Annotated in this window: 12 protein-coding genes and 1 tRNA gene; 6 read left to right on the forward strand and 7 right to left on the reverse strand. The window is 67.0% G+C overall.

What is annotated here, in order from left to right; translation table 11 throughout:
- Positions 1-55: 55 nt before the first annotated feature.
- Complete coding sequence (gene polA / locus G1H10_RS18715) at positions 56-2,746, reverse strand: DNA polymerase I (protein WP_216853415.1); 2,691 nt, start codon at positions 2,744-2,746, stop codon at positions 56-58.
- A 141-nt stretch (positions 2,747-2,887) separates the two neighbouring features.
- Here polA and G1H10_RS18720 point away from each other — a divergent pair, with 141 nt between their 5' ends.
- The 4 genes from G1H10_RS18720 to G1H10_RS18735 all read left to right on the forward strand — a co-directional run bounded on the left by G1H10_RS18720 (position 2,888) and on the right by G1H10_RS18735 (position 6,821).
- Positions 2,888-3,268, forward strand: a complete 381-nt coding sequence (locus tag G1H10_RS18720; RefSeq protein WP_376778637.1) for a PaaI family thioesterase — start codon at positions 2,888-2,890, stop codon at positions 3,266-3,268.
- Between the two features lie 180 nt (positions 3,269-3,448).
- Positions 3,449-4,567 (forward strand): ABC transporter ATP-binding protein, encoded by a 1,119-nt coding sequence (locus tag G1H10_RS18725; RefSeq protein WP_163740569.1) that lies wholly within the window; start codon positions 3,449-3,451, stop codon positions 4,565-4,567.
- Entirely contained in the window at positions 4,564-5,340 is a 777-nt protein-coding gene (locus G1H10_RS18730) for an ABC transporter ATP-binding protein (RefSeq protein ID WP_163740570.1), read from the forward strand. The genes G1H10_RS18725 and G1H10_RS18730 overlap by 4 nt, the downstream gene beginning before the upstream one ends.
- Before the next feature lie 131 nt (positions 5,341-5,471).
- Positions 5,472-6,821, forward strand: coding sequence for an ABC transporter substrate-binding protein (locus tag G1H10_RS18735; RefSeq protein WP_163740572.1), 1,350 nt, complete (start codon positions 5,472-5,474; stop codon positions 6,819-6,821).
- A 690-nt stretch (positions 6,822-7,511) separates the two neighbouring features.
- On the opposite strand, the gene G1H10_RS18740 is transcribed toward G1H10_RS18735, so the two are convergent.
- The 5 genes from G1H10_RS18740 to G1H10_RS18760 all read right to left on the reverse strand — a co-directional run bounded on the left by G1H10_RS18740 (position 7,512) and on the right by G1H10_RS18760 (position 12,810).
- Positions 7,512-8,504: a branched-chain amino acid ABC transporter permease gene (locus tag G1H10_RS18740; protein WP_163740574.1), complete on the reverse strand. Its 993-nt coding sequence runs from the start codon at positions 8,502-8,504 to the stop codon at positions 7,512-7,514.
- A gap of 9 nt (positions 8,505-8,513) precedes the next feature.
- On the reverse strand, positions 8,514-9,869 hold the full coding sequence (locus G1H10_RS18745; RefSeq protein WP_216853416.1) for a branched-chain amino acid ABC transporter permease: 1,356 nt from the start codon (positions 9,867-9,869) through the stop codon (positions 8,514-8,516).
- A 166-nt stretch (positions 9,870-10,035) separates the two neighbouring features.
- The gene (locus G1H10_RS18750; protein WP_163740578.1) at positions 10,036-11,328 is read right to left on the reverse strand and encodes a type 1 periplasmic-binding domain-containing protein; all 1,293 of its coding nucleotides are present in this window, start codon (positions 11,326-11,328) and stop codon (positions 10,036-10,038) included.
- 3 nt (positions 11,329-11,331) lie between these two features.
- On the reverse strand, positions 11,332-11,976 hold the full coding sequence (locus tag G1H10_RS18755; RefSeq protein ID WP_312856609.1) for an ANTAR domain-containing response regulator: 645 nt from the start codon (positions 11,974-11,976) through the stop codon (positions 11,332-11,334).
- A 63-nt stretch (positions 11,977-12,039) separates the two neighbouring features.
- The gene (locus tag G1H10_RS18760) at positions 12,040-12,810 is read right to left on the reverse strand and encodes a transcriptional regulator (protein WP_163740580.1); all 771 of its coding nucleotides are present in this window, start codon (positions 12,808-12,810) and stop codon (positions 12,040-12,042) included.
- A gap of 77 nt (positions 12,811-12,887) precedes the next feature.
- Here G1H10_RS18760 and G1H10_RS18765 point away from each other — a divergent pair.
- Positions 12,888-12,962: transfer RNA gene (locus G1H10_RS18765), tRNA-Leu, on the forward strand.
- 723 nt (positions 12,963-13,685) lie between these two features.
- On the forward strand, positions 13,686-14,546 hold the full coding sequence (locus G1H10_RS18770; protein WP_163740582.1) for a sugar phosphate isomerase/epimerase family protein: 861 nt from the start codon (positions 13,686-13,688) through the stop codon (positions 14,544-14,546).
- Between the two features lie 132 nt (positions 14,547-14,678).
- On the opposite strand, the gene G1H10_RS18775 is transcribed toward G1H10_RS18770, so the two are convergent.
- Positions 14,679-15,716: an alpha/beta hydrolase family protein gene (locus G1H10_RS18775; RefSeq protein WP_163740583.1), complete on the reverse strand. Its 1,038-nt coding sequence runs from the start codon at positions 15,714-15,716 to the stop codon at positions 14,679-14,681.
- Positions 15,717-15,788 lie beyond the last annotated feature (72 nt).

Here is a 15,788-nt window from a genome sequence, read left to right on the forward strand (position 1 = left end):
GGCCCCATCGGGCCTCAACCGGCGCATGATCACGGCACGGATGGTTCGCGCAGGCTCAGTGTGCCGCTTCCTGCCATGTCCGGCCGGAGCCGACCGACACCTCGAGCGGTACCCGGAGCTCGTAGGCGGCGCCCATCTCGCGCCGGACCAGCTCCTCAACGGCGTCCCTCTCCCCCGACGCCACCTCGAGCACCAGCTCGTCATGGACCTGAAGCAACATCCGGGACTGCAGCTTCTCCGTGCGCAGCGCCCGGTCCACACCCAGCATGGCGACCTTGATGATGTCCGCGGCGGAGCCCTGGATCGGCGCGTTCAACGCCATCCGCTCGGCCATCTCTCGCCGCTGCCGGTTGTCACTGGTGAGATCGGGCAGGTAACGGCGTCGGCCCAGCATCGTCTCGGTCCAGCCCTCGCCGGCCGCACGTTTCACCACTTCGCGCAGGTAGTCGCGGACGCCACCGAACCGCTCGAAGTACTCGTCCATCAGGGTCTGCGCCTCCGCGACCTCGATGGTGAGCTGCTTGGACAGGCCGTACGCGGACAACCCGTATGCCAGGCCGTAGTTCATCGCCTTGATCTTGGCCCGCATCTCCGGCGTGACGTCGGCGGCGTCCACCGTGAACACGCGTGCCGCCGTCTCGGAGTGGAAGTCCGCGCCTGAGGTGAAGGCGTCGATCAGCCCTTCGTCTTCGGACAGGTGAGCCATGATGCGCATCTCGATCTGGCTGTAGTCCGCGGTCAGCAGGCTCTCGTAGCGCTCGCCGACGATGAACGCCTCCCGGATGCGCCGGCCCTCGGCGGTCCTGATCGGGATGTTCTGCAGGTTGGGGTCGGTGGACGACAGCCGGCCCGTGGCGGCGATGGTCTGGTGGAAGGTGGTGTGGATACGGCCGTCGTCGGCGGTCGACTTCAGCAGACCTTCGACCGTGACCCGCAGCTTCGACGCGTCGCGGTGCCGCAACAGCGCCTCCAGGAACGGATGCTCGGTCTTCGCGTACAGATCCGCCAGCGCCTCCGCGTCCGTGGTGTATCCCGTCTTCGTCCGCTTCGTCTTCGGCATATTGAGCTCTTCGAAGAGGACGACCTGCAGCTGTTTCGGCGAACCCAGGTTCACCTCGTGCCCGATCGCGTCGTACGCATCGGACGCCGCGCGCGCCACGGCGCCGGCGAACGACGACTCCAGCTCCTCCAGGTAGCCCACGTCGACGGCGATACCACGCCGTTCCATGCCGGCGAGCACGCTCACCAGCGGCAGCTCCACCTCGTCCAGGAGCTTGCGCCCACCACGTTTCTCCAGCTCGGCGTCGAGGGCGTCGGCGAGGTCCAGCACCGCGCGCGCCCGGATCGCCTCGTCCAGGCCGAGTTGCTCCTCGTCGCCCCCGTCCAGGGAGAGCTGCACGTCCGCACCTGCGCCGCCCTCCGTGCGAAGCTCCCGGCCGACGAATCGAAGCACCAGGTCGGCCAGGTCATACGAGCGCTGCCCCGGCAGGGCGATGAAGGCGGACAGCGCGGTGTCCGCGGCCAGCCCTTCCACCTCCCAGCCGCGCGCCGTCAGCGCGTGGATCGGGCCCTTCGCCTCGTGCATCACCTTCGGCCGGGCCGGATCGGCCAGCCATGCCGCAAGCGCGGCGTCGTCGTCGGGGCTGAGCTTGGCGGTCTCGAACCATGCGCCCGCGCCGTCCGCGGCCGCCAGCGCGATCTCGGTGACGTCGCCGGACGCGCGCATCCAGGTGCCGCGCACCGAGACGCCGGTGCGCCCGGTCGCCGCGTGGTCCGCCAACCACGTCGCCACCTGGCCGGGTTCGAGCCGCCCGGCCTCGATCTCGTACCCGCCACCCGCGGCTTCCGGCTCCTCGGTCCCCAGGTACTCGTACAGCCGGTCGCGCAGCACCCTGAACTGCAAGGTGTCGAACAGCTGGTGGACCGCCTCCCGATCCCACGGCTGACGCACCAGGTCATCCGTGTGTACCTCCAGCGGAACGTCCCGGACGAGTTCGGTGACCTGCCGGTTGGTCATGATCTGGCCCAGGTGAGCCCGCAATGCGTCCCCGGCCTTGCCCTTCACCTCGTCGGCGCGCGCTACCAGCTGGTCCAGGGAGCCGTACTGCACGACCCATTTCGCCGCGGTCTTCTCACCCACGCCGGGGATGTTCGGCAGGTTGTCCGACGGGTCACCGCGTAGCGCGGCGAAGTCTGGGTACTGCACGGGGCTCAAGCCGTATCGCTCCTGCACCGCGTCCGGTGTCATGCGGGACAGGTCAGAGACGCCACGCTTCGGATACAGGACAGTCACATGGTCATTCACCAGCTGGAACGTGTCCCGGTCTCCGGTGCAGATCAACACGTCCACGCCGTCGGCCTCGGCCCGCGTGGCGAGGGTGGCGATGACGTCGTCGGCCTCGAATCCGTCCTTCTCGATCGCGGGGATGCGCAGCGTGCCCAGCACCTCCTTGATCAGCTCCACCTGGCCTTTGAACTCGTCCGGCGAGGTGGTGCGGTTCGCCTTGTACTCCGGGAACATCTCGGTGCGGAACGTCTGCCGGGAGACGTCGAAGGCCACCGCGACGTGCGTCGGCGCCTCGTCTCGCAACACGTTGATCAGCATCGAGGTGAACCCGTACACGCCCTCGGTGTGCTGACCGGTGGTGGTGACGAGGTTCGCATCCTTCAATGCGTAAAACGCCCGGTACGCGAGCGAATGACCATCGAGCAGGAGCAACCGCGGAGTCTCAACAACATCAGCCACGGCGCCACCTTAGTCCCCAGCCATGACAATGTCGCCCGGCAGTGCGAACCTGCGCATGCGGCAGGATCGTCTGTCATGAACCATGCACAGCACGGCGAGCGGCCCACCGATCCCACCCTGGACGACTTCCCACGCTCGGCGATGGACGAGCGGATGGGCATCATGTATCTGGAAGGCACGCCGGAGCGGGTCGTCGCTCGCATGCCGGTGGACGGCAACACGCAGCCGATCGGGTTGCTGCACGGCGGCGCATCGTGCGTGCTCGCCGAGAGTGTCGGCTCGATGGCTGCCTGGTTGCACGCCATGCCGGCCGACCGGGTACCCGTCGGCGTCGACATCAACGCCACCCACCATCGAGGCGTACGCGCAGGTCACGTCACCGCGGTCGCCACGCCGGCGCATCGGGGCCAGACGTTCGCCACGTACAACGTCGCCATCGACGACGACGCCGGTCGCCGCGTCTGCACGGCCCGCATCACCTGCTACCTGCGGCCGGCCCAGGACATCGCGCCTGGCCAGTAACCGTGACATATCGGTCTGGAAACATCCGTATCCGCACCTGCACCGTGCGGCGATACTCCTGGCCGTGCCGGGTATGCTCTGCCGAACCGTCGTTCGTACCCGTGGTGTACCGGACGCCAATAGGCGGATACTTGAACCAGTCACGAGCAACCCTCAGTGACGGAAGGGAGCTGGCATCCCATGACAACATCGGCCGCGGCCAACAGCCTGTTCTCCGATGTGCCTCACACACCCGGCGCTCCGAAGCGGGACCCGATCCTCATCGCCGACGACGTCGTGCGGCGTTTCGGCGGGCTCACCGCGGTCGACGTCGAGCATCTGGAGATTCAGCGCGGCGCGATCACTGCTTTGATCGGCCCGAACGGCGCGGGGAAGACGACCTTCTTCAATCTGCTCACGGGTTTCGACCGACCGGATGCCGGGCGCTGGACGTTTCACGGCCATCAGGTGTCCGGCCAGCCGCCGTTCCGTATCGCCCGAGCCGGTCTGGTCCGTACCTTTCAGCTGACCAAAGCGCTGACGCGACTGTCCGTCATCGAGAACATGCGGCTCGGCGCCACCGACCAGACCGGTGAGCGGGCCTGGCGGGCCGTCCTCCCCTGGCTGTGGAACAAGCAGGAGCGAGCCCTCACCGAACGTGCCGACGAGCTGCTCGCCCGCTTCAAGCTCGACCACATGCGGGACGAATATGCCGGCGAGCTATCCGGCGGACAGCGAAAGCTGCTGGAGATGGCCCGCGCGCTGATGGCCGAACCGACCATGGTCATGCTCGACGAGCCGATGGCCGGGGTGAACCCGGCGCTGACACAGTCACTGCTGGAGCACGTCAAAGACCTGCGCAACCTGGGCATGACGGTGCTGTTCGTCGAGCACGACATGGACATGGTGCGAGACATCTCCGACTGGGTGGTGGTCATGGCCGAGGGACGGGTCGTCTCCGAAGGGCCTCCCGATGCGGTCATGTCCGACCCAGCCGTCATCGACGCCTACCTCGGCACGCACCACGACGCACCGCTCACCGAAGCCGAAGAGGAACGTCAGCTGGCCGAGATCGAGTCCAGCCTGTACCCGGACGAGCCCACACCCGAGTCCTCCTCCCAGGGCTCCGGCGACGCGGCCGGCTCGGACGACGTGGATCATTCCGACGAAGCGGATGCCGCGGCCAGCGCCGGTGACGCCGACAACGCGGATGACGCCGAGGAAGCAGACGACTCCGACCACGCACAGCAGCAAACTGACAGCACCAGGACGCAAGAGATGAAGGCAAGCGAGGCATCCACTCGTGGGGAGGCGCGATGAGCAGCACCGAATCCGTCACGCCGGACCGGAGTGAGCATCTCAAGGGGGCAGAGGACGCGCTGATCCGCGCCGACGAACTGGTGGCCGGGTACTTCTCCGGGGTGAACATCCTCCAGGGCACGGACCTGTATCTGAAAGAAGGCGAACTGGTCGGCATCATCGGCCCCAACGGCGCCGGCAAGTCCACCCTGTTGAAGGCCCTGTTCGGGCTGCTGAAGATCTCATCCGGATCCATCACCTTCCGCGGCGAGGACATCGTGGGCCTTAAGGCGAACGAGCTGGTCTCCCGCGGTATCGGTTTCGTCCCGCAGACCAACAACATCTTCCCCTCGCTCACCATCAGCGAGAACCTGGAGATGGGGCTGTTCCTGGACCCGAAGAAGTTCGCCGAACGGTTCGAATTCGTGGAGTCCCTGTTCCCCGCTCTCGCATCGCGTCGCAACCAGCGCGCCGGCTCGCTCTCCGGGGGCGAGCGGCAGATGGTCGCGATGGCTCGCGCCCTGATGGCCGAACCGGCTGTGCTGTTGCTCGACGAGCCGTCGGCGGGGTTGTCGCCCGCGCTGCAGGACGAGGTGTTCATCCGGACGCGCCGCATCAACCGCGCCGGAGTGTCGGTCATCATGGTGGAGCAGAACGCCCGCCGCTGCCTGCAGATATGCGACCGCGGCTACGTCCTCGATCAGGGCCGGAACGCCTACACGGGCACCGGCGCGGCGCTGCTGCACGATCCCAAGGTGATCGAGCTCTACCTGGGCACGCTGGCGCGAGCCTGAGTTCGGCGAGGCGAACTTCGAGATCACCGCTCGATCACATCTGCATGTCGCCCGGCCCAGAGTGCTGGCATCAGCATAATCCCAGGTGTAGCGTCCCGTTCACGAATCCATGTACGGAGGGGAAGGAAGAGATGAGACGCACTCGATTGATCCGAGGTGCCGCAGCGGCCGCTGCGCTCATGCTCACGCTCGCCGCCTGTGGCGACGACGACGGCGACGAGCCCGAAGCGGAGGACACGGCAGAGGAGACTCCGGAGGAGGAAGAGCCGGAACCGGAGGACGAGACCGATGAGGACGGCGAGGAAGCCGAGGTTCCGGAAGTCGACCGGCCCGGTCGCGACGAGGTCCTGGACATCGGCTACGTCCTGCCCGAGTCCGGCCCGCTGGCGTTCCTCGGCGCCCCGATGATCACTGGCGTCCAGATGGCCGTCGAGGAGATCAACGAGGCCGGCGGCGTCAACGGCAACGACGTGACGCTGGCCAGCGGCGACGAGGCGGGCGACGCGCCCATCGCGCAGCAGAACGCCGCACGGATGATCAACGGCGGCGCAGACGCCATCATCGGTGCGGCGGCGTCCGGGATGTCGCAAGAGATCATCCAGATGCTCTTCGACAACCAGATCGTGCAGTGCTCGGGGTCGAACACGTCCCCGGCGTTCAGCGACCAGGACAACAACGGCTTCTACCACCGGACCGTGCCGCCGGACGAGGCCGTCACGCCGGTCATCGTCGATGAGCTGTTCAACGACGGGCACCAGAACATCGCCATCGCCGCTCGTGCCGACGACTACGGCGTCGCCCTGGCCGATCTGATCCAGCAGGGCGTCGAAGACGGCGGTGGCACCGTCGTGTCGCGCAACGACTACGACCCGAACACCACCGACTTCTCGGCTGAGGTGTCCGACATCACCGGCGCTAACCCGGACGCCGTCGTCCTGGTCTCCTTCGGTGAGGCCGCGACGCTGATCCGGCAGCTGATCGAGGCCGGGGTCACCGGCGACCAGCTGTACGGCAGCGACGGTCTGTTCGGCCCGACCCTGACCGACGATGTGAACCCGGACGACGCCGGCTTCATCTCGGGCATGAAGGTGATCGGTGCCGCCGGTGGCGCGGAGTTCAACGAGCGCCTCGAGGAGGCCTTGCCCGACGCCGAGTCCGGTAACTACATCTACGGCGGCCAAACGTATGACTGCGTCATCACGATCGCTCTCGCCTCGATAGCGGCGGACTCGACTGATCCGGTGGACTTCAACGACGAGATCGTCAATGTCACCAAGGACGGCACCGAGTGCTCGAGCTTCGAGGAGTGCAGCGCCCTCCTCGAAGACGGCGAGGACATCGACTACAACGGCGCCAGCGGCCCGCTGCAGATGGAGGGGACCGACCCGACGGTCGGCCGTTACGCCATCGCACAGTTCCAGGACGATGGGTCACTCGAGGTGGTGCGTGACCAGGACATCGACCTGGCCGAGCTCAGCTGACCATCGGACGGCGATGATCTGACGCCTGACTGATCCGCACACAGTGGGCCGGGGCCTTATTCAAGGTCCCGGCCCACGCACGTGTGGGTCCCTCGGCCGCGCCGGGCGACAACGGGACCAACCAAACTCCCGGCCCACGCACGCGTGAGCGGCACCAGCGGGCGACCTGGGGCGCGCACCAGCGAACGTCGAGAGCCGCACCGGCGAGCGACCGGGTGGCACCTGCGGGCGACCGGAGCGCACCAGCGGGCTACGACGGTCGCGTCGGCGAAGGCGTGTCGTCCTTCGCCCCCCCCAATCACCTTGCCAAGCAGCAACCGTGTGAACTGTCGTGTGAGTTCCTACCGGTTCACGGAACCGTGTGCTGCGCCGTGGGACTTCTCGCCGCTATACGCGGTCTGGATGCGCACGACGGCCCGCACGACCGGCAACATCCTGAATCCGGCGGTCAAGGCTCACACAGCCGCGCACACGACCGTGTCTCGAGCGGTCGGGCTCACCACGACCGTTCGCACGATTCGGTTGTGGGCCGCATCGTGTGAGTTACGACGGTTATCCGGCCGACAGTGCAGTCTGTCGTGTGCCGGTCAGGAGGTCGACACCAGACCGTGCAGTCTGTCGTGCGACAAGACGGGCGCTCGGACGGGTCTCGTGCCGGCCTTGTGGTGTCGGGCCGGTGTTCCGGCATCGCTACCGGGCGCCGAGGACCATCTCCTTCTTGCTACCGAGGATGCCTTGCGGGCGGAAGATCATCAACGCCATCAAGGCGAAGCCGACCAGGGTCAGCACGGTCGCTCCGATCGAACCTCCGGCGGACATGAAGTCCGGCAGCAGGTCGGCGCGCGCCGCCTGCCGCAGTGCTGTGCTGATAGCGGCGAACAGGAACCAGAACAGGACCGCCCCGAGCAGCGGACCGAACCGGGACGCCGCGCCGCCCAGAATCAGGATCACGTACGCGTAGAACGTCACCTGGGGCTGGTACGTGTCCGCGTTGACCGTCTGGCTGCCCATCGAGAAGAGGATGCCGCCGGCCGCGCCGATCGCTCCACCCAGCATCAGGCTCTGCAGCTTGTAGCTGAACACGTTCTTGCCGAGCGAGCGCGGGACCTCCTCGTCCTCGCGGATCGACTTCACCACCCTCCCCCACGGGCTGCGCATCAGCAGTATCACGACGAGCGTGGCCAGCAGGGCCACCGCCCACGTGACGAGGAGCGTCCACAGCTGGCCGTGCGGATACGAGACCCGGCCGATGCCGTACGACCCGACCGGGATGGGATTGATCCGCTGGAACTCGGGGGCGATCGACTGCAGGCCGAACGGACCGCCGGTGATGTCCTGGACAGAACTGGACCGCACGATCAACCGGAGCACCTCGGCGACGGCGATCGTCGTGATCGCGAAATAGTCGGCGCGAAGCCGGAGCGTCGGAATGCCGACGATCAGCGCGAGAACCAGCGACGCCGCGAGGCCCACCAGGATGCCCAGCCATAGCGGTCCACCGTAGGTCACCGTGGTGATGCCGACCCCGTAGGCTCCGACCAGCATGAAGCCGACCTGACCGAAGTTGAGCATGCCGGTGAAGCCGAAATGCACGTTCAGGCCTATCGCCAGCAACGCGTAAGCGGCCGCCTGCGGCCCGAGCGCGGTGCGCAGGCCGTCGCTGAGGACTACAACCCAATCCACGTCCCGCTCCTATCCGACCCGCTCGCGTCTGCCGAGGATGCCCTGCGGACGCACCAGCAGAACCACGATCAACGCCAGCAGCGCCCACATGTACTTCAGCTCCGACGGGAACCACAGCACCGACAGCTCCGTGACCAGTCCGATGACGATGCCACCGGCCATCGCGCCGTAGTACGTACCGATTCCGCCCAGAATGACCGCCGCGAACATCAGCAGCAGCAGCCGGAAGCCCATGAACCAGTCGACCGAGACGGCCGAGCCGAAGAAGATGCCGCCGGTCGCCGCCAGCCCCGCACCGGTGATCCAGACGGTCAGGATCACCCGGTCCACGTCGATGCCTGAGGCCGAAGCCAGTGCCGGATTGTCGGCCACAGCCCGGATCGCCTTGCCCGTCCGGGTGCGCTGCAGCATCGTCGCCACAGCTGCCAGGATCAGCGCGGAGGCGGCCATGATGACCATGTCGCGCGGCGTCAGCGAGATCGGCCCGATCGAGACCGCTGACTGGCCGACGAAGTCCCGGTAGGTCCGCGGCGAACCACCGAATACGAGCAGGAGCACGTGGCGGATGGCCAGGCCGAGCCCGATGGTGATGATGAGCAGCTGAAAGATTCCGAGCCGCCGTCTTCGCAACGGCCGGAAAAGCCATCGTTCGAGGCCGCCGCCGAACAGGCCCACGGCGAGAATCACGATGGCTCCGGCGAGAATAAGTGGGATATAGGGCCCACCGTCGCCGGCGAGCCCCACGTTGAGGTACCAGGTGAGCATGGCGCCCAGCGCCACGAGCTCGCCGTGGGCGAAGTTGATCAGCCCTGTGGTGCTGAAGATGAGCGAGAGGCCGACCGCGGCCATGGCGATGATCAGCCCGAACTTGAGGCCGTTCGCCGTCGCGCGGGCGATGGACTCGAGCTGTTGCCGTCCGGTGTCGCCCTCTCCCACCTGGAAGACGGCGGGAACGGTCCGGCCGCTGGTGACCCGGACCTCCAACGGGTTCCGTTCCGCGTCCCGCAGCTCGACGTCCTCCGGCAGCGTGGCCTCGTCCAGCAGGACGGAGTACGTGCCGGGACCCGGAACGCCGACCTCCCACTGACCGTTCTCGTCGGTGGTCGCTTCGCCCACCTCGTTGCCGTCGCTGTCGCTGACGATCAGCACCACGTCCGGCACAGGTTCGCCCTCGCCGTCGCGGATGGCACCGCGTATGCCCTCGTCCGACTCTTGCTGTGCCGGCAGAATGCGACCCGGTGGCGCCAGGGACGTGTCGGCTGCGTGGGCGGGTGCCGTCGCGGCAGCAGCAGCCGGAACACCTACCAAGACGGTGACCAGCCACATGGCGCCCATCGCCGCAGCGACGAGGCGAGTCCGTAACAAGCGCGTCTCCTCCCGGTATGTCTGCATACTCCGGCTTGTCCGAAGGGTGGACGGCCAGTGGCAGGCACATTACGTCCCCAGCGCGCCGCAGCGCACCTGCCAACACGGGCTGACCACGTGTTGTTAGGACACTGTGACCGTGACTTCCGGGAATGGTACCGGTCCGTTACGGACCCTCGACTCTCGCCCAAGCTCCATCCCGGATCCGCATGATCGCGGGTGCGGCGCCAACCCTGCCGCCGTAGTCGTCGAAGGCGAACTCGCCGGTCACCCCTTCGAACCGCACCTCCGCGAACTCGCCCACGCAGCCCTCGCGTGCGCCGGACGCGGAGGGCGCCGACGGCAGGCACCGCTCGAGCACCGTACCCAGCGCCACGCCGGTGTCATAGGCTGCGGCGCCGTACGGGCCGGGATCCGCCCCCGCGTCAGCCATCCGGGCGGCGAAGCCGTCGTCCTGACCGGATCCACCCTGCGCAGAGAGTTCACTCTCCACGGCCGTCAACGCGCCCTCGGCGGACGAACCTGCCTCGGCCATGAAGGCGTCACTCATCAGCACCGAACCACCCAACAGTTGCATGTCCACGCCGCGTCGAGCGATCTCATCCGACACGGCGGCCGCCACGTCAGCCGCCCCGGAGACGAAGACGGCGCCGGCCTCATTGGAGCGCGCCTCGTCGATCATGGCTCCCACATCGTCCACGGTGACCTCGCGCTGCCGGGCGGGACCGTCCTGAGTTCCGTCGCCGTCGGCCGCGTCGTCGTCGGCTGCGTCGTCGTCGGCTGCGTCGTCGTCGGCTGCGTCGTCGTCGGCTGCGTCGTCGTTCTGCTGAGCGTCGCGCTCGTCAACGCGCAGCACCTCGCCCTCGGCGTCGCGGAAGGCGCCGGCGAAGGCATCAGCTTCATGCTCTCCCCCGGCGTCGATCACGGCCACCGTGCTCACATCGAGCGAGTCGACAACGTGCCGGGCCAGTTCCTCGAGCGGATCGTCGTCTCCGACGGATGTCTGGAAGTAGCTCTCGTACGGGCGCAGCGGCGCGTCGGGGTCGGCGCCACGGGTGTGCTCGCGAGCCGTGTCGGCAGGCGAAGCGAACAGCAACGACGCGGCGTCGAAGACCGGTTGTACGGCGCGGACGGTCTCGGTCGACAGTCCGCCTACCACGGCCACCGCGTCGTCGTCGACGATCTCGGACGCGCGCTCATCCAGGGTCACATCCTCGGACTGATCATCGACGACCTCGACCTCCACCGTCCAGCCGCTGATCTCATCCGTGGATTCGTCCAGCCCGAGCCGGAGGGCAGCCGCGACGCCGTCACCGCTCGCCGTGCCTTGCGGAACCAGCACAACCACTTTGGCGATCTTGGCCGTATCCTCGTCGTCCGCGCGGCCGAGCATGCCGCACGACGTCATCGATGCGGCTCCGGCGAGAGCGGCCAGGGCCGCCACCAGCGGCCGACGCACAGGTCAGCTGTCCTGCGTTTCCGACGAGTCTCCAGGCACCTCGGCATCGCTCTCGGACAGGATCACCTGAGCCACGCTCCGCATCGAGGTGCGCTTGTCCATGGCGGCCTTCTGAATCCAGCGGAACGCGTCCGGCTCACTCAAGCCGTAACGCGTCTGCAGGATGCCCTTGGCCCGGTCCACGAGCTTGCGCGTCTCGAGCCGCTCGCCGAGATCGGCGACCTCCTGCTCGAGCTGGGTGATCTCCTCGTGCCGGGACAGCGCCATCTCGATGGCCGGGACGAGATCGGACTTGGAGAACGGCTTGACGAGGTAGGCCATCGCACCCGCCTCACGCGCGCGCTCGACGAGGTCGCGCTGTGAGAAGGCGGTCAGGAACAACACCGGAGCGATCCGCTGCCCGGCGATGCGCTCCGCGGCCGAGATGCCGTCGAGAACCGGCATCTTGACATCCATGACGACGAGGTCAGGCCGGTGCTCCTCGGTGAGCCGCACCGCGGTTTCGCCGTCAGCCGCCTCCGCGACGACGTCGTATCCCTCCTCCTTGAGCATCTCGATCAGGTCGAGACGGATGAGGGACTCGTCCTCCGCCACCAGAACGCGTCGGGCAGGACTGGCCTGGGTCTCGGGAGTTGGCGTTTCGGTCACGGCGGAAGCCTACCTGCCACGCAAGGAGATGTGCAGCACCGGGCTCGTGCCGACGCCGGCGCGTCAGCTCTTCGGCTCGATGAACGAGTCGAGGATGGCCACGCTCGCACGTTTGGCTACCGAGATGTTGCGGGCGTTGTTGTACCGCCACTCGACACCGATCGCGTCGCACGCGCGGGTGAAGATCTCCCGGATGTCGGCCGAGGCATTGGTGAAGTGGTACCGCGGATAGGGCGGGTAGTCGGTGCCGACGGCCCGGTTGAGTACACGTGTTCCGTCCGAGTGGATCAGCCCACGGATGAGCGGCCTCGGGTCGGCGTCCACCAGCTCCTGCTGCCACGGAACCAACTCGATCTTCCGCTCATGCTTCCGCCCTGACCCATGCTGCGGAAACAGACAGCCCCAATGCTTGGAGTCCGAATAGAGCTCCGTACAACCGACGTGATGAATCCGGCCTACCTTGGTAGGAAGCACCGCGCTCATGGCTTCCTCGCACCAGTCCATCAACTGTGGATAGGCGTCACAACACGCGATGCGCAGCCGGTACACCCCTTTCTTACTGACCGACAGACAGCCATCGCCAAGGTACAGACCAAGCAGATAGACGTACTCCTCGCGCGGAAGCAACGACTCCAGATGGTCCGTGCAGACGGGACAGGCGTACCTCGCGTGTCCGACCGCACCGACCCGATGACCATCGAAGTCCGGAGTGCGCCCCTCCAGCCACTCTCGTATCGTAAAGCGAGAAATCCCGGTAGCCCTGGAGATCTCTGACTTGTTCTTGCCCTCCGCCCAGAGCTTGTTGACCAGGGCGACTTCGTGCGCCGAGTACATCCGCGCTATCCTTTCCGGAGTCGTGATGCCACCTCGGCTAGGTCGGGCGGCGCACAGTTTCACAACTTGAAATGCATGGCCCGGTAGGCAAATCTGGCAAAGCCGCGGTACTCAAAATGCCGTGTTTGTGGGTTCGAGTCCCACCCGGGCTACATGAAGTGGGCCTCCGGTCGCCCGTCGAAGAGTCCCCGAGTAGGCCTGCAGAGCCCGCTCGACATAGGCGACCAGGAGCCGTCTCATCTACGGCGCCCCGGCCACGCGAATTTGCAGGCCTGCCACGTGCCACGCTCCTATCTCTGCGCCTGCCCCGACGCCCCTCATCGATCCAGAGCACAGAGAAGCTAGGAGTACTGAACCTGACTCGTTACGCGCCGACCAGACTTACACGCCGGCGGGCTACGACAACTGCTGTAATCGATCATAAAGAGGTTCTATCGAACACGTGATCGATCCTCCAGTGTCATAAGAAGCAGTTGGGAGATGTTCACTCCTAGCGAAGCTCGGCGGAGGCGCTTATAACCTTCATTGTTATTCACTAAACAATCGAAGGCTAACGGCATCCCGGTGCACTCGATACCCTGGTTCGCGCACGTCGCAGCGCATTAATTGATGGTTTCATCAGGATTTGCCGCATTCCATGGAGCTCTGGGCTCCTACCATCCCGACCCGCCGTGGTGCCCATGCCTGCTACGTCGTGATTGCGAGGCTATTTAGCGGCAACTGTTGGCAAGCGCTTGCCGCAGATGCGTCGCGGCCGGAACTCTGATTCATGGACAATCGGGCGACCGGCGCCCGCCCAACCGTCGGCAAGGTTGCTGCCAAGTCCCGTTGGCCACGTGACGATGCGCCGACGCCGATCGCATGCGAGGAGTGTCATGAAGTTCGCCGTATTCACGGTCAGCGTCCCGGAGTGGGCGCCCGCCGAGGCGGTGCAGCGCATCGCCGAGGCCGGCTACGACGGCGTCGAATGGCGGGTGACGGACCAGCAGGATTCGCCGACCGGCATGCCGAGTTTCTGGGCGGGTAACCGGTGCACCTGGCCGGCGTCGTCGTTCCCCGACGATGTGCCGGCGATCAAAGAGCTGACCGACGACGCGGGACTCGAGATGCCGGCGCTCGGCACGTACCTTCAGCCCGGCCAGTTCGAACAGATCGACACGACGATGCGTGCAGCCGCGCAGCTCGGCGTACGCCAGTTGCGCGTGAGCTCGGGCGGGTACGAGGCCGATCGCAACGTCACCGGTCAGTGGAATGAGCGGCGCAAGCAGTACGCCGAGGTCGCCCGGCTCGCCGCGCAGCATGGTGTCCGGGCGAACATCGAGATCCACCACCAGCAGCTCACCCCGAGCCCGCATGCCGCCGCCGCGTTCCTGGACGGGCTCGATCCCGAGCATGCCGGCGCGATCTTCGACATCGGCAACATGGTCTGGGAGGGCTGGACCGAGTACCGGTTCGGCCTGGAGGCGCTCGGCCCATATCTGGCGCACGTGCAGGTCAAGAACGGCGCCGTCGTCACGTCCGGTGTGACGCGCGACGACGGCACGGTCGAGTGGAGCAACGCCCAGCTCTCTCTCCGCGAGGGCTTCGCCGACATACCCGCTTTCCTCACGGCACTCACACAGGTCGGTTACGACGGCTGGGTCTCCGTCGAGGACTTCTCCGACCTCGGTGGGCAGACACGCGCCGAGCGCATCGCCGACAACCTCGCATACCTGAAGCAGGCGTCCGCCGACTGATGCGGCGCTCCTGCGGCTGCTTCTTGAACGTGAGTTGCGTATGCCGCCGGTTTTCGGGGCGTCATGCAACACGCACAGTCAAGAAGGAGGGACGCCGGAGGACGACCGGGCACGAAGTCGCGACGTCCCGCCTCAGCTGTCGCGCCAGCCGGTGATCCGGTCGAAGACCGGCCACGCATCGGCGGCGAAGAACCGATGATCGCCGTCTCCGACGACCAACTCGGCCCGGTCCGGCGCGCCGAACGCGGCGTAGATCGCACGGATGCCGTCCATCGCCTCGTGCACGCCGTCGATCGGGAAGATCGGATCGTCACGCCCGGTGCTGACGACGAGCGGCCGCGGTGCGATCAGCCCGGCCAGATCGGGAAGGTCGAAGTAGCGCAGCGCTCCCGGCAGGTAATTGTCGCTGCAGTGGTCGATGGTGCCGATGCTGGCCCGATACGTGCACACCGACGACGACGGCATCAGCGCACCGATCCGCGGGTCCACACACGCCGCGTACCATGCCACGGTCCCCCCGCCGCTGTGTCCCAGGCACGCGATCCGGCCGGTGTCCACCTCGGGGAACTCCGCCAGCACGTCGATGGCCCGGCACACGTCCCACACGCGCTCGCCGATCATGGTGCGGCCGAGCAATGCTGCGACGTGCACGGCGTGGTGGCACGTGCCCAGAGCCGCGACCCGTCGTTCCTCCGGCCGCTTGTCTACCCGCTCGCCGAAGCAACGCTGCTCGAGCGTGAGCGCGGCGTAGCCCTGCGCGACCGCCTGCATCGCGAAGTCGCGATCGCCGTCCGGCACGCTCGGCGTGGCATCGTGCACGCCCGCCCGGGCCAGCGAGTTGTGCATCCCCGTGGAATGTCCCTGCAGACAGACGATGACCGGCACGGGACGGTCGGCGTCCGGAACCAGCAGGTGACACGGCACGTCGGCGCCGAGTTCCGCGGTGAAGACGAACCGCGTCTCGGTGTAGCCGTCCCGCTCGGCCCGCCATTCGATCCACGGCGCGGGATCCACCGGCTCCGGCCAGAGGCCGATGACGTCCCCGAGGCGCACGGCCAGCTGTGCCCGCCACGCCTCCAGGTCGACGCCGGGACTGTACGCGAGCTCAGGTTTCGCGGTCGCGAGCAACCGCTCGTGTACGTTCTCCGGTGCCAGACTCAACTCGCTCATGTTCCCTCCCGGTACTCTGCGTGCCCCGGCGCCGAGCCGAGCGCGGCCCAGTCCACCGACCATGATCCGGAC

The sequence above is a fragment of the Phytoactinopolyspora halotolerans genome, from assembly GCF_010550675.1.
GTDB classification, from domain to species: Bacteria; Actinomycetota; Actinomycetes; order Jiangellales; family Jiangellaceae; genus Phytoactinopolyspora; species Phytoactinopolyspora halotolerans.